Here is an 18664-nt window from a genome sequence, read left to right as displayed (position 1 = left end):
ATGCCCTTCTACTCATGGTCTGCGGGACATGTCCCTGCGGACATGCCCGCAGGGGCAGCCTCAGCCGATCGGGGCGTTGGCGAGCCGGTGGACCAGCCAGAACAGGTTCGGGCCGTGGCGGTCGGGCAGCTCGCGCTTGACCGCGCGGAGGCTGTCGCACAGCTGCTCGACGCCGCGGTCGAGGACGGCGGCGCGGCGGGCCTCGAGGCGCTGGCCGACGCCGATCGGCTGCCAGCTGGTGCCCCACGGGATCGACCACGTCAGCACGCGGTCGCCCGGGCGCAGGGCCTGCGACAGGTTGCTGTCGGTGAGGGTGACGGGCTCGTCGCGCAGCAGGTCCTTGCCGCGCACGCGCTGCTTGCCGGGGTTCACGTCGTCGACGGCGACCAGCAGCAGGCGCGCCTGCAGGCAGGCGTCGAGGGCGGCGCGCTGGCGGCCCTCGAGCGGCACGCCGGCGCTGGTGAACATGTCGACCAGGCGGATGCCCTTGGGGTCGCGGTAGCCGTACAGGCAGAACGTCTGGGCGGCGCGGCGCAGGTCGGCGTTGTTCTTCTCGGCCGGCGTGGCGCCGCCGAAGAAGCCGTTCATCACCTGGGCGACGAACGGACCGAACCGCCGGGTGGCGAAGCTGCCCAGCATCGACTCGACGCGCTCGAAGTCGGCGCGCTCGTAGCGGCCGAACTTGGGGGTGAGCGGTCGCTCGTTCGTCAGCGCCGCCGCGGGGGCCGGATTGCGCGCGCGGGCGGCCTCCTGGGCTTGCGCGACCTCCTGCTCGGCGGTGAGGAACGGGCCGGTGCCGCGACGCTTGCGCCGCGAGTCCGAGCGGGGCGTCGACGCGGCGGGCGGGGCTGTAGTGCCGGGTTGTTCGGGTGTGTCGGTCATGGGTCCGTCATTTCGGCGCACGCGCCGTCGAAGGCGATCCGCGGCAGCTCGATGGCCAGGCTCGCGTTCGGAGCGGTCGGCGTCGGGTCGTCGCCGTTGCCGTAGCAGGGCTCGTCGGAGCCGGCGGCGTACGCCTCGATGCGCAGGTACAGCTCCTCGTGGGCCATCGGCGCGTCGTCCCACACCAGGGGCTCGACGGCGCGGATCTTGCCGAGCTCGGCGCAGGGGACGGTGGTGACGCCGTCGAGCACGATCGGCGGGTTCTGGCCGTCACGCAGCGCAGCCGTCGGGACGACCTGGAGGTCGGCGTCGAGGACGGTGATCCGCGCGCGGTCGATCACGAGGCCCGGCTCCGGAGTGCATGTCGTGAAGGGCAGCTCGTCGGGGCCGCTGAGGAGCGCCAGCGAGAACGAGAAGCCGGCCTCGATCGGCGCGAGGAAGCTGGCGATCGTGAAGTCGGCGAGCAGGTCGACGCTCCGGAAGCCCTCCGGCGCCAGAGTGAAGGACGTGACGTCGGCGTCGAGCGCGGGCTCGGCGAGCTTCTTGCCGTTCGCGCCGAGGCCGGCGACCGAGATGGTGTAGTCGCCAGGATCGAGCGACTGGGTGAAGGTCTGGGCGGTGGTCGTGCAGGGGAAGCGGAGCTTCGTGGCCGTCGGCCCGTCGATCGCCACCTCGATGTTGGTGAGCCCGAGACCGCCGCAGTAGGCGCTCGGGTTGCCGCTCATGAGCTCGGGACGGACGACGAGCTGGGCGCCGGCGCTGTCGCCGACCTCGAGGCCGGTGCGGTCGCCCGCGCAGGACGGGTCGGCGAGGTCGGTGTAGCCGTCGCGGTCGTTGTCGATGCCGTCGCTGCACTGCGGGGCGCCGACGATGACGACGTCGAGCGGCTTGCCCTCGCCGGCCGCGCCGATGACGACGTCCTGGGCGGTGGAGGCGAGCACCTTCTTGCAGGAGAAGTCGACCTCGCTGCCGTCGGTGTCGATGACGCTGGTGGGCTCGTCGGCGCAGAATTGGACGTCGCGCCGGCCGAGCGCGGTGACGGTGACGCTGTACGTGCCGGCGCCGACTTCCGGCCCGGGCGCGCGAGCGTCCCGATCTTCGAAGCCGGCGGGGAAGCACGGGAACTCGCGCTCGTCGAGCAGGGCGTTGCCCCCGTCGCGGGTGCTGACGCGGATCCGGCTGATGCCGAGCTCCGTGCACTGATCGACCGAGACGAGCTCGGTGGCCTCGCCGACCTCGGCCTGGTCGAGCGGCTGCAGGCGCCAGCGGACCCAGAAGCTGGGGTCCTCCGCGCAGCCGGCCGCGGCGACGGTCGCGAGCGCGAGGGGAGCGAGGCGGGCGCGGAGCATCAGGGCCGGTCTATCCGTCACAGGCGGGGTTTTCAAGGTCCAGGGCGACCAGGACGGGTGAGTCTTCGATTGTCACGGCCTGCGAGCAGCTGCGGCCGTCGATCTCGAGGTCGAGGCGATAGCGGCCGGGGTCGACGTCGGCGACGCGGTGCGCGCCCTGGAGGCCGGCGCAAGCCTGCTCCTGGCCGCCGAGGCGCAGGCCGCGGTCGCTGCTCAAGTTCTGGCGGTACAGCGCCGGCGGCTCGTCGGCCTCGGCGAGGAACAGGTCGGCCGCGGGGTCGGCGTAGCGCAGCGCGACCACGAGGTCGCTGCAGGCGCCGGTCAACGCGAGGTCGAGCGGCTGCGGGGCGCGCTCCAGCTCGAGGTCGACCGCAGTGATCGCGTGGCTCTCGACCTCGCCGACGGCCGCCGCGGCGACCAGCGGCACCTCCTCGGCGGCCCGGCCGCTGGCCGTCAGGGCGTAGGTGCCAGGGCGGAGGTCGAGGAAGATCTCCGCCGCCTCGACGGCCCGCGCCGCCGGCGACATGTTGCCGGTCTCACACGCGTACGCGAACACGCGGTCGCGCGCGGGGTCCCCGGCGTCGATCACCCGCACGGTCACGCCGGACAGACCCGCACCCTCGCAGGTGCGCACCCGGCGAGCCTCGGGGCCGTCGACCGCGTTGGCCTCGCGCGCGGTCCACGTCAGCTCGAGGCCGGTGGCGCCGCCCGCGGGCAGGACGCACGCCGGCCCCAAGAGCCAGGTCCCTAGGAGCAGCCTTCGCAGCATCCTTCGAGGTCCATGACGGTGCGACCCTGCTCCGGCGGCTCCTGCACGCAGGCGTCGAGGCCCGTGAGCACGAAGAGGTAGACCTGCAGGTCGGTCAGGAGGCCCGGCTCGACCTTGCGGGTGCGCGGGCCGGGGGTCAGGGCGCAGGCGGGGCCGAGCTCGCAGACGCATTGGTCCTCGAACTCGGCGACCAGCGCGACCTCGAAGTCGTAGGGCTCCTCCTCGCGGGCGGCGACGATGGAGAACCCTCGGGCGGCCTCGCAGCCGTAGGTGAGGACGTCGATCTGGCAGGACTCGTCGGTGGCGCAGGCCTCCGGGCAATCCGGCTCGCACAGGCGGAGCTGCGCCCGCAGCCGGTAGGGGCGGCGCGGGCCGTCGACGGTGGTGCGGCCGATGAAGCCGCACAGGTCGCCGAATTTGTCGCCGCCGACGTTGCCCCCGCAGATGTCGTCCAGCTCGCCGGCGGGGAAGATCGAGCGGCCGGCGGCGTCGACGACCGTCCAATTGAGCTCGACCTCGCCTTTGTCGCGCACGCACGCGGCCGCGGTGGCGAGCGCGAGGATCGCTCCCGCCGCCGGGCTCGGGCGCCGCCGCAGGTGCGAGCCCGGCGCGGGCGCGAGCGCTTGGGTGGGGCGAGGCACGGCCGGGAGGATAGCAAAACCGTAACCGTCGGGGGCGGCCCGCGGTTTGACGGGGCCGGGCGGGGGCGTGTAGCCTGCCGGCGTGTTGCTTCCCGCGCCCAGCTTGCTCGCCGAGATCGACATCATCCACCTGCTGTTCGGCGCCAAGGGCCTCGTGCTCGTGGTCGCCATCCTGCTGGTCATCTCGATCTTCACCACGATCTTCGTGATTCTCTACAAGCTGATCCACATCAGCCAGGCGCAGTCGCAGTCGATCACGTTCCTCGACCGGTTCTGGGAGTCGAAGCGCCTCGACGACATCTATCGGGTCGCCGAGCAGCTCAAGTACAGCCCGCTGGCGGCGATGTTCCGCGCCGGCTACATCGAGCTGTCCAAGGTCAAGAAGGGCCAGAACGAGGCCACCGGCTCGATGCACGAGAAGATGGACGGGCTCGAGAACATCGAGCGCGCGCTGGCCCGCGCCAAGGTCAGCGAGACCACCAAGCTCGAGAACCTGATGCCGCTGCTGGCCACCATCGGCTCGGCCGCGCCGTTCGTCGGTCTGCTCGGCACGGTGTGGGGCATCATGGAGGCCTTCTCGGCCATCGCCGCGTCCGGTTCCGCCGACCTCGCCGTCGTCTCGGGCCCGATCGCCGAGGCGCTGGTGGCGACCGCGACGTCGCTGATGAGCGCGATCCCGGCGGTCATGGCGTACAACTACTTCAACCGCCGCATCAAGGTGCTGGGCGCCGAGATGACGACGTTCGGCAGCGACTACACCAACATCGTCAAGCGCCACTTCTTCTAATCGGTCGCCTGCTACGATCACGGTGTACGCATGAGCAGCAAGGTCACAGCAGACGCGATCCAGGGCGAAGGCCCGGTCTCGGCGATCAACGTCACGCCGCTGGTCGACGTGATGTTGTGTCTGCTCATCATCTTCATGGTGTCGACGCCGATGATGGCGCCGAAGCAGCCGCAGAAGATCGACGTGCCGAAGGCCAAGGCGCAGGCGATCGCGCAGGAGCAATTCCTGCTGGCGACCGTCTCGGTCGACGCCAAGGGCGACGTCTTCATGGGCACGGTCGCGCTCTCGCGCGACCCCGCGACCATGGCCAACGAGCTCAGCAGCAACGCGCGCCTCAAGCAGGACGGGGTCGCCTTCATCCAGGGCGACTCGAACATCGACTTCAGCCGGATCGTCGAGGTGCTCGTCGCGTTGCGTACGGCCGGGGTGTCCAAGGTCGGCTTCCTGACCGATCCGAAGGTCCCGCCGCGCACCTGAGAGGGAACGAGCGATGTCCGAGATCAAAGTCCGCACCGTGCCGATGCTGCTGTCGCCGTTCGTCGAGCTGGGCCGCCAGTTCGGCGACATCCTGCGCAACCCGACGGCGTTCTTCGGCAGCCTGCTGGGCTCGGCGTTGCTCACCGGCGGAGTGGCCGCGCTGGTGATGTTCGGGCCGACCTTCGAGGTCTCGGCCGAAGAGGACGACGACGAGCTCGAGATGGAGTTCATGCCCGGCGAGCTGGTGCGGCTCGGGCCCAAGCTCGACCCGACGCAGATCCCGGAGAAGATCATCGTCGAGAAGACGGTCGCGGCCGAGCAAGCCGCCGAGACGACGGTGACCACCGACGACAAGGCGAAGCCGACCACCGAGCCGAAGAAGAACGAGCCGAAGAAGAACGACACCAAGTCGACCGAGAAGCCCGACCCCAACAAGAAGGGCGCCAAGGAGTCCGACAAGAATCAGGACTCCAACACGCCGCACAACGATCTGCCGACGGTCAAGCAGTTGCCCGGCGATCCGTTCGGCTCGGCGGACGGCTGGTCCGACACCCACAAAGAAGGCGACCCGTGGGCCACCGAGGTCATGAAGGTGCTGAACGGCATGAAGGTCGGCACCTTCGGCGCCGAGGGCAAGGACGCGACCTACAAGTTCCGCCTCGAGGTCTGCCCCGATGGCCGGCTGTCGGCCCAGAAGAAGGAAGGCACGGGCGACACCACGCTGGACGCGCGGATCAAGAGCACCATCGACGGCCTCAAGGTCAGCGTGCCCGCGGGCGTGGCCGACTTGCTCAAGGGCAAGTGCAAGAAGATCCAGTACGAGTTCACGTGGCGCGGCAAGGGTGCAGGCGCCGGCGCGGTCAAGTAGGCCAGCGGGCCTAGCCGTGATCCGGCGCCGCCGCGGTTGACATTTTGTCCGCGAGCGGCCGGCTGTGCCGTCGTTCGGCCGGTTGCGGCGGCTGGGCGGTGCAGCGGGCCCCCAGCGAGGTCGTGGCTGAAAGGGCCACAATTGGCCCGCGGGGGGGTTCCCCAGGGCTTGACTGGCGGGTATGGTTGGCACGCTCAGAAGGTGCCATCGCCCATGAAGCGGACCCTGCTCGGAACTTCTTTCCTCGCCACCCTCCTGCTCAGCGCCTCGTTTTACGCGGGCAAACAGCCGGCCCTGGCCAACGCGGCTCCGGCCGCGGGCTCGGAGGTCGACCTCGGCGGCGGGTTCACGCTGCTGCGTCTCGCGGTCCCGGCCGACGGCCGCATCGGCGACATCCTGCGCAAGAACGCGTTGATCTCGAGCGGCTTCGAGGTCATCGACCGGCGCAGCATCCCGGCCGCGCTGATCAAGGCCAACGACTTCGACCAGAAGGGCTGGCAGGACATCGGCGCCCAGGCCGTGATCCTCGCCGACGAGGTCGGCGGTCAGTTCAAGTTCCGCCTGTTCGACATGGGCGCCGGCGGCAAGCCGGTGCTGTCGCGCGGCTACGCGGCCAACGACCCGCTCAAGGCCGCGAACCGGTTCATGAACGACGTGATCGAGCACTACACCAAGATCCCGGGTGTGTTCGGCTCGCGCATCGCGTTCGTCCGCACCAACCGCACGCCGACGGTCACGAAGAACGTCTTCACGGTCGAGATGAACGGCGAGTCGCCGGCCTCGATCACCAACAACCGCTCGCTCAACATCTCGCCGTCGATCGGCCCCGGCGGGCAGGTGCTCTTCACCTCCTACGCCAAGCGCAACCCCGACCTGTGGATGAGCTCGGGCGGCTCGCTGAGCCGGATCAGCACCCAGCGCGGCCTCAACCTCGGCGGCGTGATGAGCCCCGACGGCTCGAGCATCGCGCTGACGCTGTCGAAGGACGGCAACTCCGAGATCTACCTCATCGACACGGGCGGCACGATCAAGGCCCGCCTCACCAACAACGCGGCGATCGACGGCTCGCCGACGTGGAGCCCGGGCTCGAACCAGCTCGCGTTCGTGTCGAGCCGCTCGGGCGGCCCGCAGGTGTTCCGCATGGGCTCCAACGGCGCCGGCGCGACCCGCCTGACCAAGCAGGGCAGCTACAACCAGACGCCCGACTGGAACCCCGGTCAGGGCGCCCGCGCCAACCTCGTCGCCTACGCCGGCCGCGACAACTCCAACCGCTACGACATCTTCTCGATCGACGTCGGCAGCGGCAAGCTGGCGCGCCTGACCCAGAACCCGGGCCGCAACCTCGACCCGAGCTGGTCGCCCGACGGCCGCATGATCGCGTTCCAGTCGACCGTCGGCGGCATCGTCGTCGCCAACGACAAGGGCAACAACCAGCAGGTCATCGCCAAGGCCGGCACCACGCCCGACTGGGGCCCGCGCAACGAGTAGGTCCTTCGGGACATGTCCCCAAACTCAGGTGAGCCTGCGACGCCGCGCGCCGCGGATCCGCAAGGATCCTGGCGCGCGGTCATCGATATCGGGACCAACAGCGTCCTGCTGCTCGTCGCCCGCTGGCGCGGCCAGGACATCGAGATCGCGCTCGACCAGGCGACGATCACCCGCCTTGGCAAGGGCGTGGCCGCGACCGGCGTGCTGGCGCCGGAGTCGATCGCGCGCACGCTCGCGGTGCTGAAGCAGTACCGCGAGACCGCGGCGCAGTACGGCGCGACGCCGCTGGCGGTCACGACCGAGGGCGTGCGCCTGGCCACCAACCGCGACGACTTCCTGCGGCCCGCGGCCGAGGTGCTCGGCGCGCCGGTACGGCTGCTCAGCGGCGCGGAGGAGGCCGAGCTGTCGTTCCGCTCGGTGGCGCAGGAGACCGGCTCGGCCGGGCCGCTGCGCGTGCTCGACATCGGCGGCGGCTCGACCGAGCTGGCCGTGGGCGAGGGCGAGCAGCTGGTCTCGTCGGTGTCGCACCCGATCGGCGCGGTGCGGCTGTACGAGCGGTTCGTGTCGCACGATCCGCCGGAGCCGGCCGAGGTGGCGCAGATCGAGCTCGAAGCGCTGGACACGTTCCGGCGCGGGCAGCCGCTCGAGCCGTACCCGATCCTCACCGGCCTCGCGGGCACCGTCACGACCGCTGCGGCGATGCTGCGCGAGCTGCCGGCCTATGAGCGCGAGGCGGTCGACGCCACCGCGTTCGCCTACGTCCAGGTCCGCGACCTCCGCGACCGCGCGGCGCAGGTGACGGCCGCGGAGCGGTGCCGCCTGTGGCCCGCGCTCGACCCGGCGCGCGCCGACGTGATCGTCGCGGGGCTGACGATCCTGGTGGCGGCGATGCAGCACTGCGGCGCCACCAGCCTGGTCGTGCGCGACCGCGGCCTGCGCTACGCGCTGATCGAGAGGGATTGATGCGCGTCGACCTGCACTGCCACTCGACGTGCTCGGACGGCAGCCTGTCGCCGACCGAGGTGGCGACGCGGGCGCAGGCCGAGGGCGTGCAGCTGTTCTGCCTGACCGACCATGACTCGGTGGCCGGCTACGAGGCGACGGCGGCGGCGCTGCCGAACACCCGGGTGCTGCGCGGGGTCGAGCTGAGCTGCCGCCACGCCGGCAAGACGGTCCACCTGCTGATCTACGGGGTCCGCGAGGGGACCGGGCTGACTGCGCTGCAGGGCAAGCTCGAACATGTCCTCGAGGACAGGCGCACGCGGCTCAAGGCGATCATCGCCCGCCTGCGCCGGCTCGGGGTCAAGCTCGACGGCGAGAAGATCCTGATCGCCACCCACGGCCACACGCCCGGCCGGCCCGACGTGGCCCGCGCGCTGGTCGAGGCCGGGGTGGTCCGCTCGCAGCGCGAGGCGTTCGAGCGCTACCTCCACGACGGCGGCCCGGCCGACGTCGCGCTCGAGCGCGTGTCGCTCGACGACGGCCTCCGCCTCGGCCGCAACTCGGGGGCGAAGATGTCGCTGGCCCATCCGCACACGCTGCGCTCGCCCCAGCTCGTCGACGAGATGTTCGCGCAGTACAGGTCGGCCGGGCTCGAGGGCATCGAGGCCTACTACGGCCGCTACGGGGCGCAGGAGCGCGGGCTGTGGCTGAACGTGGCCAAGCGGCGCGAGCTGGTGGTCACCGGCGGCTCGGACTTCCACGGGGCGGCGGTGCCGGAGATCCGGAATCCCGGCATCGAGCTGCCGGAGCGCCACGCGGAGCGCCTGCAGGCCTGGCTGGCGGAGTGAGCCGGGGCTGCGAGCGCCGCGGTCTGTCTTGACTTTGCGACATGTGTGAAGGGCCAGGTCCGAAGCGACAGGGTCGAAGGGGCAGGTTGAGGTGAGCGCGGGCGGCGGCGAGACCGGGGCGGAGCGGCGGGGCGAGGACCGGCCGGTGCTGCTGCGCGTCGAGGGGCTGACGATCGCGCGGCCCGACGGCGCGCCGCTGGTCGAGGCGCTGACGCTGACGCTGCGGGCCGGCGAGACCGCGGCGGTGTTCGGCGCCAGCGGGGCCGGCAAGTCGACGCTGATGGCGGCGCTGCACGACGCGGACGGCCTGCGAGCGCGCGGCTTCGCGGTCCGGGCGGCCACGTTCACGGCGGCCGGCGCGGTCGGGATCGTGCCGCAGCGCGGGGCGCTGCTCGACCACCTGAGCGCTTCCGGCAACATCGCCCTGGCGCTGCGCAACGCCGAGCAGCCGGTGTCCGCCACGCCGCAGGAGGTCGAGCGCTGGATCGCCGCGCTCGACCTGCCGCGGCGCTGGAGCGACCAGGCGCAGGCGGTCGCGCACGTCAGCGGCGGCGAGGCGCAGCGCCTGGCCGTCGCGCGCACGCTCGCGGGCGGGCGGCGGATCTTGCTGCTCGACGAGCCGTCGGTCGGGCTCGATCCGCTGCGCGTCGATCGCCTCGCAGCGGCCCTGCGCGGGCAGATCGCCGGCCAGAGCGCGGCCGCGCTGGCGATCACCCACGACCTCGAGTTCGCGGCCGGCTTCGCCGATCGCTTCCTCTACCTCGACCCGGCGGCGGGGCGCCTCGTCGAGCTGCCGATCGCGCGCGGCGAGACTGCGGCGGCGACGGTCGCGGCGCTCGGGGCGGCGCTGCGCGAGCTGCTGGCCAAAGAGACAGGTCAGGCGGGCGGGCGACCGCGGCGGCGGCTGGGGGCGCGGCTGCGAGCTGTCCTCGGGGACATGTTGGCGCCGTTCGCGGTGCTGGCCCGGGCTCTGGCGGCCGCCCCGGCGGCGCTGGCTCGCCCGCGCGACTTCGCCGAGGTGGCGCGGGTGACCTTCGCGCAGGGCCTGTGGCGCCCGCTCGGTTTCATCGCCGCGGTGTCGCTGCTGGTCGGCTTCACCCTGCTGTACATCTTCCACCGCGCGTTCTCGGGCGGCGGGGTGCCGGTGCGGCCGGACAAGATCTTCGCGCTGATCGGGTCGATGCACGTGCTGGCTCTGGCGCCGCCGCTGTCGGCGATCCTGTTCGCGGCGACGTCGGGCAGCGCGGTCGCGGCCTGGCTCGGCGGGATGTCGCTGACGCGCCAGACTGCGGCGCTGCGCGGGCTCGGGATCGCCGAAGCGCGCTACTTGTGGCTGCCGGCGGTGCTCGGGCTGGCGCTGGCGTACGTGGTGCTGGCGGGGGTGTTCACCGGCGGGATGGTGCTCGGCGGGCTGCTCTACTTGAAGCTGCAGGTGCCGGCGCTCGCCGACCCGTGGCTGGTCGTCACCGCCGACTTGCTCGATCCGCCGGCCGCGCGCGCGCCGTTCCGCGCGCGCGCGCTGGTGCTCGTCGCGCTCTACGCCGGCGGGATCGCGGCGGACGCGGTGGCGAAGGGGTCGAGCGACAAGGCCAGCGCCGACGCAGTGACCGCGGCGATGGTCCGCAGCGTGATGGCCTGTACGCTGTGGGTGGTGGCGCTCGAGCTGGCGTCGCTGGTCGTGCTGTATGGCGCTCGCGGAGGATAAGTGGCGGCTCGCGTCGATGGCCGGCCTGGCCGGCCTGGCGCTGGCGGGTGCGCTGCTGGCCGCCGGGCGCGGGGCGCTGATCGAGGCGGCCGCCGCCGAGCCTTTCCGCGTCGAGGTCGCAAGCCCGCACGCGCCGGCGGCGGACGGGCGCTGGTCGGGGCGCGGGGTCCCGCCGGAGCTGGCGGCGCGGGCGGTGGTGCGGGTCGACGGGGAGGTCCGCGCCGGTCCTGAAGGACATGCGCAAAAGGACATGTTCGCGGCGCGCGATGATTCGAGAGGACATGCTCTCGCGGACATGCCCCGAGTCGCAGAGGCTGCTGGGCGTGACGACGGGATGAGTGGCAGCGGTCCTGAGGGACATGTTTATGAGAACATGTCGGATGGGACACTCTCGGTCGCGCTGGGCGACGCGCCGGGGCTGCGGCTGATCGAGGTCGAGCTGCCGCGGCAGGGCGGCGCCGAGGTGGCGACCGACGCGGCGCTGGTCGGGCCGTTCCGCGCCCGCTACGACGACTCGCCGGGCTGCGGCGCGGGGGTCCGGGTGGCGGCGAGGGCGATCGATCGGCTGGTGCTGCCGCCGCTGCGTGAGAAGCTGCTGGCGGCGGCGCCGTCGATCGGGCTGCTCGGGCCGGGGACGACGCTCGAGGAGGCGAGCGTGACGCTGCGGGGCGACGCGCTGTGGTTCCGCGTGGCGCTGGCCGGCGAGCACCGGATCGCGGTGTCCGGCGCGCTCGAGGTGCGGGTGGCCGGGCCGCGCCAGCTGGGCGTGCGCCTGGCCTCGCTCGGGCCGGTCGAGTTCACGGGGACGCTGCGCACGCGGGCGACGCTCGGCGCGGCGGGGCTGGGGGCGCTCGTGACGGGGCCGCTGGCGCCGCTCGGGGCGCTGGCCGGCTACGCGCTGGCTGACGGCTACATCGACCGGCGCGCGCGGCAGGAGGTCGAGACGCAGCTGACCGCGGCCCTGGCGGTGGCGAGCGCGATCCCGCTGATCCCCGAGCGCGCCGAGCTGATCGTCGGCGAGCCGCGCTCGCGGGCGACCCTGGCGTTCTGCGCGGTGGCCATCGAGTCGGGCGGGATCGCGGCCCACCTGTCCGTACGGCCAGATAAACCTGACCCGAAGACCAGCCAGGAGGCGAGCCGGGTGCGCACGCGGCTGGCGGCCATCCCGGGGCCGGCGCGGCACGGGCTCGAGCTGCCGCCGCTGCGGCCGGTTGCGCCGACTGCCGACGCGGAGGTCGAGCTGAGCCTCGACACTGTCGACGCGCTGCTCGACGCGTGGACCGCCAACGGGCTGCTCGGCGATTTGATGGGGCGGGCGCAGTGGGTCGAGCGGGTCGACGAGGCGCTCGGCGAGTGGACGACGCTCGGCCTGGCGGAGATCGAGGTCCGGCTGCCGCCGTCGCTGTCCCCGGGGACAGGTGACGGCTGGGCCCTGACTGTCGCCGGGCTGCGGCTGGGGCTGACCGGCAGGGAGGGCGAGGACCCCGGCGAGGTGCTGGTCGCAGGGCGCGGGTTCGTGCGCCCGCACTGGGACGCGGGGCGCGGGCGCCTTGCGCTGGCCGGGACGATCGACCGCCTGCGCCTGTCGTGCGCCCGCGCGGGGGCGCTGTGGCCGTGCTTCGCCGCGCTGCTCGAGATGGGCGACGTCGAGGCCCGGCTCGACGCGCTGCTGGCTCCAGGCGCCGCGGGACTGCCGGGGATCCAGGTGCGGGCGCTGCTCCGCGACGGCACGCGAGCGCTGCGCGACGGGGGGCTGGAGCTGGCCGATCTGGCGATCAGCTACCCGCAGCCGGGAGTGCTGCGGGTGGCGGCCGAGGTGCGCTGAGAGGAGGGCCGCGGAGACGGCCGAGGTCCGGCGCCGCGGCCCGTACGGGAGCGGCGGCGCGGTGAGAAGGGCCCGGGATGGTGTCGTCGAACGGGCGAGCGAGGGCGCAGGGGAAGGCCAGTCTGGCGACGTCCGGCACCTTCGAGTTATCTGCGGATCGGGACATGTCCTTTCAGAAATGTCCGGATGGACATGCTGATTCAAACATGTCCATTTGGACACTCGCTATCAAGTCAATCTTGCCGGGGCGGGTCCTTGCGGTCGAAGCGCTCGCGGGCGCGGGCGATCTCGCCGCGGTGGTCGCCGGCCCAGGCGGCGAGGGCTTGGACCGGGTCGAGCAGGGTGCGGCCGAGCTCGGTCAGCTCGTAGTCGACGCGCGGCGGGACGGAAGGGGTGACGGTGCGGGTGACCAGGCCGTCGCGCTCGAGGCCGCGGAGCGTCAGCGTCAGCATGCGCTGCGAGATGCCCTCGATCGACCGCCGCAGCTCGTTGAAGCGCAGCGGTCGGTCGCTCAGCATGCTGACCACGAGGACGCTCCACTTGTCGCCGACGCGGCTCAGGACGTCGCGCACCGCCACACAGGTCTCTTGCTGATGCATGTCGCGGACTCGGTTCCCTTTCATAACCCAGGCCGCGAGCCGGATGAAGCCGGTCCAGCGTCCCGGCTCACGGCGACAGGCGCGCTGTCATCGCCGGCCAGGCTCGCCGCCCGCATGAGAGACACCCGGCTGACCGGCCGCCAGCATCGCCCGGACTGCGGCCGGGTCGGTGTAGGGGATGGAGGCGCCACAACCGGCGCACACGCGCAGTGCCATCGGCGCGCGCAGAACGTCCGACTCCGAGGGCCGGCTGAGGAAGCCGCGCTCCGGGACGTGGGCGCAGGTCTGCACGGGCTGGGCGTACCAGCCGTTGACGCCGTGCTCGAGGCTGCGCCATGGCGAGAGGAAGAAGAACTCCCGACCGTGGCAGATCGAGCACGGCGCGGTGGCGAGGGCGGACGACGGCATGGGCGAGGAGGAGGTCATGTCGAGGGAGTATGCCGCGGCGACGCCGCGGCGCATCGTGGAGACCCTCGGTATCGGACTCCCGGCGGGCGGGGACGATTGCCGGAACCGCGCGCTGGCGGGCCTGTCCCGGAGGACAGGTGACAAGAAGGTGTCCTTCGAGACATCTCGGAGGCGGGGAGCGCTTGCGGGCGCCGAATTCAGCGGCGCCGGGGTCGCCGGGCGGCGCCGCTGCCGGGCAGCTCCGCGTCGGCCGTGACTGCGTCGAGCCGGCGGCCGATGTCGCTGATGGTGGCAGGGGCGACATCGACCGCCCGCGCCTCGCGAGGCCAGCGCGCGAGAGCGGTCCGCACCTCGTCGACGATCGCTCGCGCGGTCTTCTCGTCGATCGAGGCGCGACGGGCCAGGCGCAGCATGTGCTGCCAGGTCGGGCGCCGGCCCTCGCCGTCGAGCGTCATCGTGTGCTCTCCGCCGGGACCGGCGACGAAGTTGAGGTCGTAGGCGGGCGACAATCGCCAGCCGCCCTCGCGGTCCATGAGGAAGGAGAAGTTCTTGCCGTGGTCGTCGCGGTTGTGCGCGAGCACGTTGAACACCATCTGCCGGAAGGCCCGGCGCACGTCGGGCTGCGCGCGCGTGAGGTGCATGGTGACGCGCAGCAGCATGTCGTAGTCGAGGTTCGGCTCGCGGAAGTCGGCGTCGAGCAGGCCGGCGAGGGTGTGGACGTGGGTGCGCGCGCCGGCCTCGTCGCGGTCGAACCGGCGCACGCCGAAGTAGCGCTGGCCGCTGCTGGCCACGAACAGCCGCGTATCGGGCACCTCGAGCCCGGCGTGGCGCGCGAGGCGGGCGTAGACGTGCTCGATCGCCCCGGCGTCGCGCTGCTCGTCGCCGGCCCAGAATTTGATCAGCCACGGCTCGTGATCCGGCGGCGGCACGGCTGTCCCATAGACCATGCTGTCCCCGCGGACTGCTACCAGCACCTTCGGGCGCGCGCCGCCTGGCGAGCCGCCGGCGTGCTGCAGCACCGGCAACAGCTCCGACGGGTGACCGCGGTAGACGTCCTCGGCGGCGGCTGCCAGCTTGTCGAGGGCGATCGATCGGTCCTCGACGGGCTCCGCGTCGGTGCACGGGTGAAAGGTCAGGGCGCCCATGGTGCGCGCGCCGAGGTGCGCCAGGCGATCGAGCGGCGAGAGCTGATCGGGCACGAGGCCGCGCTTGCGGAACAGCCGGTCCATCAGCAGGAGGCCCCAGCCGTCGGGTAAGGCGTCGGCGAACACCCCGTGCAGGCGTGCGGCGGGAGCCTTGAAGATGCCTGGCTGAAGGGCCAGCTTGAGCGGCGAGATCGAGGGACCGCGAGTCAGCCAGGTCGGCGCGTACTCGAAGTAGATCGACCGCTCGTGCAGCAGGAGGTGGCCGACGACCTCGCGCTCGTCGGCGGCGCGCACGAGCCGGACCTCGAGCTTGCGGGTCGCAGGGTTCATCGCCGGCCTCGCTGACGCGCGGGCGCCTGGCCGCGCTGCTCGAGCTCGGCCAGCGAGCGCGCCGGCGGCGGGGCGAACACCGCCTCGAACTGCTCGAGGCAGCCGAGCGCGAGCGCCAGCTTGAGCAGGTTGTCGAGCGCGATCTGGCCGGTCGTCTCGAACCGCTTGACGGTGCCGGCGCTGATGCCGGCTCGCTCGGCCAGCGTCTCGCGCTTCCAGTCGCGGGCCAGTCGCAGCGCCTTCATGCGCCCGGCCAGGCCCTGGGCGACCTCCTCGGCGGTGAACAGCACAAGGGATATTATGTGTGCTTTTACAGCGCTTGCAACGAGATTAGAGATACCATACAGGCTTTTATTTCAATGGCGGAGCGCGACAAAGCCCGCCGCCTCGAGCGAGGGGGCGGGCTTGGCGGGGCGGCCAGGGCTCAGCCGCGGAGCTTGCCGAGCAGGGCGTCGACGTTCTTCTTGGCGTCGCCGTAGAGCATGCGGGTGTTCTCTTTGTAGAAGAGCGGGTTGTCGACGCCGGCGTAGCCGACGCCCTTGCCGCGCTTCATGACGATCACCGTCTTGGCCTTCCACACCTCGATCACGGGCATGCCGGCGATCGGGCTGGAGGGGTCGTCCTGGGCGCCGGGGTTGACGATGTCGTTGGCGCCGATGACCAGCACGAGGTCGGTGTTCGGGCAGTCGTGGTTGATCTCGTCCATCTCGAGGACGATGTCGTAGGGCACGTTGGCCTCGGCCAGCAGCACGTTCATGTGGCCGGGCAGGCGGCCCGCGACCGGGTGGATGGCGAAGCGGAAGTTGGCGCCGGCCTTGCGCAGGATCTTGGCGATCTCGGCGACCGGGTGCTGCGCCTGCGCGACCGCCATGCCGTAGCCGGGGACGACCATGATGTTGCGAGCGGAGCGCATCAGCTCGACGGTGCCGTCGAGGTCGATCTCGCGGCACTCGCCGACCGGCTGGGCCGCCGCGCCCTTCGGCGCCGGGGCGCCGCCGTCGGAGCCGAAGCCGCCGGCGATGACGCTGAGGAACGAGCGGTTCATCGCCCGGCACATGATGTACGAGAGGATCGCGCCGCTGCTGCCGACCAGCGCGCCGGTGACGATCAGGAGGTCGTTGCTCAGCATGAAGCCGGCGGCCGCGGCGGCCCAGCCGGAGTAGCTGTTGAGCATCGACACCACGACGGGCATGTCGGCGCCGCCGATGGCCATGACCATGTGCACGCCGATGACGCTGGCGATGCCGGTCATGATGAGCAGCGGGGTGAGGCCGTGGTGCGGGTCGGCCAGGAACTGCCAGCCGAGGAACAAGCAGCCGAGCACCATCGCCAGGTTGAGCAGGTGGCGGCCGGGCAGGGTCAGCGGCCTGCCGCCGATGCTGCCGCGCAGCTTGAGGAAGGCGATGATCGAGCCGGTGAAGGTGATCGCGCCGATGAACACGCCGATGTAGACCTCGACGTTGTGGACCGTGTCGGCGTGGCTGGTGGCGCCGAGGTACGACGACAGGCCGACCAGCACCGCGGCGGCGCCGACGAAGCTGTGCAGCACCGCGACGAGCTCGGGCATCGCAGTCATGGCCACGCGCGCGGCCAGGACGGCGCCGATCAGCGCGCCGGGGACGATGGCGGCGGCGAGGATGGCGAAGCCGCTGCCGCTGATGTTCATCAGCTTGTCGGCGTTCATGCCGATGGCGGTGGCGACGACCGCGAGCAGCATGCCGATGATGCCGTAGAGGTTGCCGCGGCGGGCGGTGTCCTGGCGCGAGAGGCCGCCGAGGCTGAGGATGAACAGCGCGCTGGCGGCGATGTAGATGACGGTGAGGAGGCTGTACGACATCGTGGTGGTCCCCGCCGCTTACTTGCGGAACATCTTCAGCATGCGCTGGGTGACGAGGAAGCCGCCGGCGACGTTGATCATCGCCAGCAAGATGGCGGCCGCGCCGAGCAGGGTCGCCGCCGAGGTCGGGGCGCCCGAGATCTGCAACATGCCGCCGATGATGATGATGCCGCTGATCGCGTTGGTGACGCTCATCAGCGGGGTGTGCAGCGCCGGCGAGACGCTCCAGACGACCTGGTAGCCGATGAAGCAGGCCAGCACGAACACGGTGAAGTGGCTGAGGAAGCTCGACTTGTCGTCGACGCCGAGGCCGATGCCGACCAGCGCGAGGCCGGCGAGCACCAGCGGCCACGGGCTCGACTCGCCCGCCGGCGGTCCGTGACCGTGGCCGTGGCTCTTCGGCGGCGGCGACGAGGGGCGCGGCGGCTCGGGGGCGGCGGCGACCGGCGCGGCGGGCTTGGGCGCGGCCGCGGCAGGGGCGGGCGCCTGCGCGGGCGCGGCGGGCCGCGGCGGGGGCCACTTGATCTCGCCCTGGTGGGTGATGAGGCAGCCGCGCACGACCTCGTCGTTCTCGTCGATGCGGAAGCCCGCGGCCTTGCCCATGTCGTCGAGCAGGTGGCACAGGTTGGTGCCGTAGAGCTGGCTCGACTGCGCGGCCATGCGGCTCGGCAGGTCGGTGTAGCCGATGATGGTGACGCCGCCGTGGACGACCTTCTCGCCGGGCGAGGTCAGCTCGCAGTTGCCACCTGTCTCGGCGGCCAGGTCGACGATGACCGAGCCGGGCTTCATGCGCTCGACCATGTCGCGCAGGATCAGCTTGGGCGCCGGCTTGCCGGGGATCAGCGCGGTCGTGACGATGATGTCGACCTCCTCCGCCTGGCGGCGGAACAGGTCCATCTCGGCGGCGATGAAGGCCGGGCTCATCTCCTTGGCGTAGCCGCCGATGCCGGTGCCGTCCTCCTGGAAGTCGAGCTCGAGGAACTCGGCGCCCATGCTCTCGACCTGCTCCTTGACGACGGGGCGGGTGTCGAAGGCGCGGACGATCGCACCGAGGCCGCGGCCGACGCCGATGACGGCGAGGCCGGCCACGCCGGCGCCGATGACCAGCAGCTTGGCCGGCAGGACCTTGCCGGCGGCGGTGATCTGGCCGGTGAAGAAGCGGCCGAACACGTTGGCGGCCTCGATGACGGCGCGGTAACCGGAGATGTTGCCCATCGACGACAGGGCGTCGAGCTTCTGCGCGCGGGAGATCCGCGGCACCGCGTCCATGCCGAGCACTGTGACGCCGCGGCTGCGCAGGCGCTCGACCAGGTCGGGGTTCTGCGCCGGCCAGATGAAGCTGATGAGCACCTGGCCCTCGCGCGCGAGGTCGGCCTCGAAGCTGCTCGGCGCGCGGACCTTGAGGACGATGTCGACCTGTCCCCAAAGACCTTCGGCATCGGCCGCGATCCCGCAACCGACGCTGGCGTAGGCGTCGTCGCCGAACTCGGCGGCCGCGCCCGCGCCAGACTCGACCACCACGGAGAAGCCCTGGCTCTGCAGGCGCTTGGCGGTGTCAGGGGTGGCAGCCACCCGGCGCTCGCCCGGGTAGATCTCCTTCGGAATGCCGATCTTCATAGCTTTGAAGGCGTGCAAGGCGGACCTGGCGAGGCCGCGGCAGCCGGCCCGAGAGATATCACGAGGTCGTTCGCGGCTCTAGCCGTTTCCTCGCGGGATCCGGCAAATCGGGCCACGCGGCGCCCAGCCGCAGGCGTGTGAGCTTGA

General features: G+C 71.9%; 18 protein-coding genes. 8 read left to right on the top strand and 10 right to left on the bottom strand.

Features of this window, described 5'->3' with window-relative positions; all coding sequences use genetic code 11:
* Nucleotides 1-60 precede the first annotated feature (60 nt).
* Genes OV090_RS04135 through OV090_RS04120 form a run of 4 tightly spaced genes read right to left on the bottom strand, consistent with a single transcriptional unit; the run spans nucleotide 61 to nucleotide 3641 of the window.
* The gene (locus OV090_RS04135; RefSeq protein WP_267702153.1) at nucleotides 61-882 is read right to left on the bottom strand and encodes a hypothetical protein; all 822 of its coding nucleotides are present in this window, start codon (nucleotides 880-882) and stop codon (nucleotides 61-63) included.
* A complete protein-coding gene (locus OV090_RS04130) occupies nucleotides 879-2231 on the bottom strand; it encodes a hypothetical protein (RefSeq protein ID WP_267702152.1) in 1353 nt (450 codons plus the stop codon). The genes OV090_RS04135 and OV090_RS04130 overlap by 4 nt, the downstream gene beginning before the upstream one ends.
* 10 nt (nucleotides 2232-2241) lie before the next feature.
* Nucleotides 2242-3000, bottom strand: a complete 759-nt coding sequence (locus tag OV090_RS04125; RefSeq protein WP_267702151.1) for a hypothetical protein — start codon at nucleotides 2998-3000, stop codon at nucleotides 2242-2244.
* The gene (locus tag OV090_RS04120) at nucleotides 2979-3641 is read right to left on the bottom strand and encodes a hypothetical protein (RefSeq protein ID WP_267702150.1); all 663 of its coding nucleotides are present in this window, start codon (nucleotides 3639-3641) and stop codon (nucleotides 2979-2981) included. Before OV090_RS04120 ends, OV090_RS04125 begins: the two co-directional genes overlap by 22 nt.
* Before the next feature lie 82 nt (nucleotides 3642-3723).
* Here OV090_RS04120 and OV090_RS04115 point away from each other — a divergent pair, with 82 nt between their 5' ends.
* The 8 genes from OV090_RS04115 (at nucleotide 3724) to OV090_RS04080 (ending at nucleotide 12581) form a co-directional block, all read left to right on the top strand.
* Nucleotides 3724-4428 carry a MotA/TolQ/ExbB proton channel family protein gene (locus tag OV090_RS04115; protein WP_267702149.1) on the top strand — a complete coding sequence of 235 codons (705 nt, stop codon included), beginning with the start codon at nucleotides 3724-3726 and terminating at the stop codon, nucleotides 4426-4428.
* 30 nt (nucleotides 4429-4458) lie between these two features.
* On the top strand, nucleotides 4459-4905 hold the full coding sequence (locus OV090_RS04110; RefSeq protein ID WP_267702148.1) for a biopolymer transporter ExbD: 447 nt from the start codon (nucleotides 4459-4461) through the stop codon (nucleotides 4903-4905).
* Nucleotides 4906-4918: 13 nt separating this feature from the next.
* The gene (locus tag OV090_RS04105; protein ID WP_267702147.1) at nucleotides 4919-5773 is read left to right on the top strand and encodes a hypothetical protein; all 855 of its coding nucleotides are present in this window, start codon (nucleotides 4919-4921) and stop codon (nucleotides 5771-5773) included.
* Between the two features lie 213 nt (nucleotides 5774-5986).
* Nucleotides 5987-7261, top strand: coding sequence for a hypothetical protein (locus OV090_RS04100; protein ID WP_267702146.1), 1275 nt, complete (start codon nucleotides 5987-5989; stop codon nucleotides 7259-7261).
* A 12-nt stretch (nucleotides 7262-7273) separates the two neighbouring features.
* A complete protein-coding gene (locus OV090_RS04095) occupies nucleotides 7274-8224 on the top strand; it encodes a Ppx/GppA family phosphatase (RefSeq protein ID WP_267702145.1) in 951 nt (316 codons plus the stop codon).
* A complete protein-coding gene (locus tag OV090_RS04090) occupies nucleotides 8224-9051 on the top strand; it encodes a PHP domain-containing protein (RefSeq protein ID WP_267702144.1) in 828 nt (275 codons plus the stop codon). The genes OV090_RS04095 and OV090_RS04090 overlap by 1 nt, the downstream gene beginning before the upstream one ends.
* A 91-nt stretch (nucleotides 9052-9142) precedes the next feature.
* Nucleotides 9143-10756, top strand: coding sequence for an ATP-binding cassette domain-containing protein (locus OV090_RS04085; protein ID WP_267702143.1), 1614 nt, complete (start codon nucleotides 9143-9145; stop codon nucleotides 10754-10756).
* A 16-nt stretch (nucleotides 10757-10772) separates the two neighbouring features.
* On the top strand, nucleotides 10773-12581 hold the full coding sequence (locus OV090_RS04080) for a hypothetical protein (protein WP_267702142.1): 1809 nt from the start codon (nucleotides 10773-10775) through the stop codon (nucleotides 12579-12581).
* A gap of 233 nt (nucleotides 12582-12814) precedes the next feature.
* Here OV090_RS04080 and OV090_RS04075 read toward each other — a convergent pair whose 3' ends face one another.
* The 6 genes from OV090_RS04075 to pntA form a co-directional block, all read right to left on the bottom strand.
* Entirely contained in the window at nucleotides 12815-13180 is a 366-nt protein-coding gene (locus OV090_RS04075; RefSeq protein WP_267702141.1) for a helix-turn-helix domain-containing protein, read from the bottom strand.
* Nucleotides 13181-13267: 87 nt separating this feature from the next.
* Complete coding sequence (locus tag OV090_RS04070) at nucleotides 13268-13606, bottom strand: hypothetical protein (RefSeq protein WP_267702140.1); 339 nt, start codon at nucleotides 13604-13606, stop codon at nucleotides 13268-13270.
* 179 nt (nucleotides 13607-13785) lie between these two features.
* Complete coding sequence (locus tag OV090_RS04065; protein ID WP_267702139.1) at nucleotides 13786-15063, bottom strand: type II toxin-antitoxin system HipA family toxin; 1278 nt, start codon at nucleotides 15061-15063, stop codon at nucleotides 13786-13788.
* Complete coding sequence (locus tag OV090_RS04060) at nucleotides 15060-15353, bottom strand: helix-turn-helix transcriptional regulator (RefSeq protein WP_267702138.1); 294 nt, start codon at nucleotides 15351-15353, stop codon at nucleotides 15060-15062. The genes OV090_RS04065 and OV090_RS04060 overlap by 4 nt, the downstream gene beginning before the upstream one ends.
* A gap of 134 nt (nucleotides 15354-15487) precedes the next feature.
* Nucleotides 15488-16900 carry an NAD(P)(+) transhydrogenase (Re/Si-specific) subunit beta gene (locus OV090_RS04055; protein ID WP_267702137.1) on the bottom strand — a complete coding sequence of 471 codons (1413 nt, stop codon included), beginning with the start codon at nucleotides 16898-16900 and terminating at the stop codon, nucleotides 15488-15490.
* A gap of 18 nt (nucleotides 16901-16918) precedes the next feature.
* Nucleotides 16919-18517 (bottom strand): Re/Si-specific NAD(P)(+) transhydrogenase subunit alpha, encoded by a 1599-nt coding sequence (gene pntA / locus OV090_RS04050; RefSeq protein WP_267702136.1) that lies wholly within the window; start codon nucleotides 18515-18517, stop codon nucleotides 16919-16921.
* Nucleotides 18518-18664 lie beyond the last annotated feature (147 nt).

The organism is Nannocystis sp. RBIL2 (genome assembly GCF_026626745.1).
In the GTDB taxonomy this organism is placed as follows: domain Bacteria; phylum Myxococcota_A; class Polyangia; order Nannocystales; family Nannocystaceae; genus Nannocystis.
Note: the sequence above shows the minus strand (reverse complement) of the source record. Positions and strands in the feature narration are given on the sequence as shown.

Excerpts from the sequence above, each read along its gene's own strand:
- OV090_RS04135 (WP_267702153.1), bottom strand. The coding sequence starts at position 882 with ATGACCGACACACCCGAACAACCCGGCACTACAGCCCCGCCCGCCGCG.
- OV090_RS04130 (WP_267702152.1), bottom strand. The coding sequence starts at position 2,231 with ATGCTCCGCGCCCGCCTCGCTCCCCTCGCGCTCGCGACCGTCGCCGCG.
- OV090_RS04125 (WP_267702151.1), bottom strand. The coding sequence starts at position 3,000 with ATGCTGCGAAGGCTGCTCCTAGGGACCTGGCTCTTGGGGCCGGCGTGC.
- OV090_RS04110 (WP_267702148.1), top strand. The coding sequence starts at position 4,459 with ATGAGCAGCAAGGTCACAGCAGACGCGATCCAGGGCGAAGGCCCGGTC.
- OV090_RS04105 (WP_267702147.1), top strand. The coding sequence starts at position 4,919 with ATGTCCGAGATCAAAGTCCGCACCGTGCCGATGCTGCTGTCGCCGTTC.
- OV090_RS04100 (WP_267702146.1), top strand. The coding sequence starts at position 5,987 with ATGAAGCGGACCCTGCTCGGAACTTCTTTCCTCGCCACCCTCCTGCTC.
- OV090_RS04095 (WP_267702145.1), top strand. The coding sequence starts at position 7,274 with ATGTCCCCAAACTCAGGTGAGCCTGCGACGCCGCGCGCCGCGGATCCG.
- OV090_RS04090 (WP_267702144.1), top strand. The coding sequence starts at position 8,224 with ATGCGCGTCGACCTGCACTGCCACTCGACGTGCTCGGACGGCAGCCTG.
- OV090_RS04080 (WP_267702142.1), top strand. The coding sequence starts at position 10,773 with ATGGCCGGCCTGGCCGGCCTGGCGCTGGCGGGTGCGCTGCTGGCCGCC.
- OV090_RS04075 (WP_267702141.1), bottom strand. The coding sequence starts at position 13,180 with ATGCATCAGCAAGAGACCTGTGTGGCGGTGCGCGACGTCCTGAGCCGC.
- OV090_RS04070 (WP_267702140.1), bottom strand. The coding sequence starts at position 13,606 with ATGACCTCCTCCTCGCCCATGCCGTCGTCCGCCCTCGCCACCGCGCCG.
- OV090_RS04065 (WP_267702139.1), bottom strand. The coding sequence starts at position 15,063 with ATGAACCCTGCGACCCGCAAGCTCGAGGTCCGGCTCGTGCGCGCCGCC.
- OV090_RS04055 (WP_267702137.1), bottom strand. The coding sequence starts at position 16,900 with ATGTCGTACAGCCTCCTCACCGTCATCTACATCGCCGCCAGCGCGCTG.
- pntA (WP_267702136.1), bottom strand. The coding sequence starts at position 18,517 with ATGAAGATCGGCATTCCGAAGGAGATCTACCCGGGCGAGCGCCGGGTG.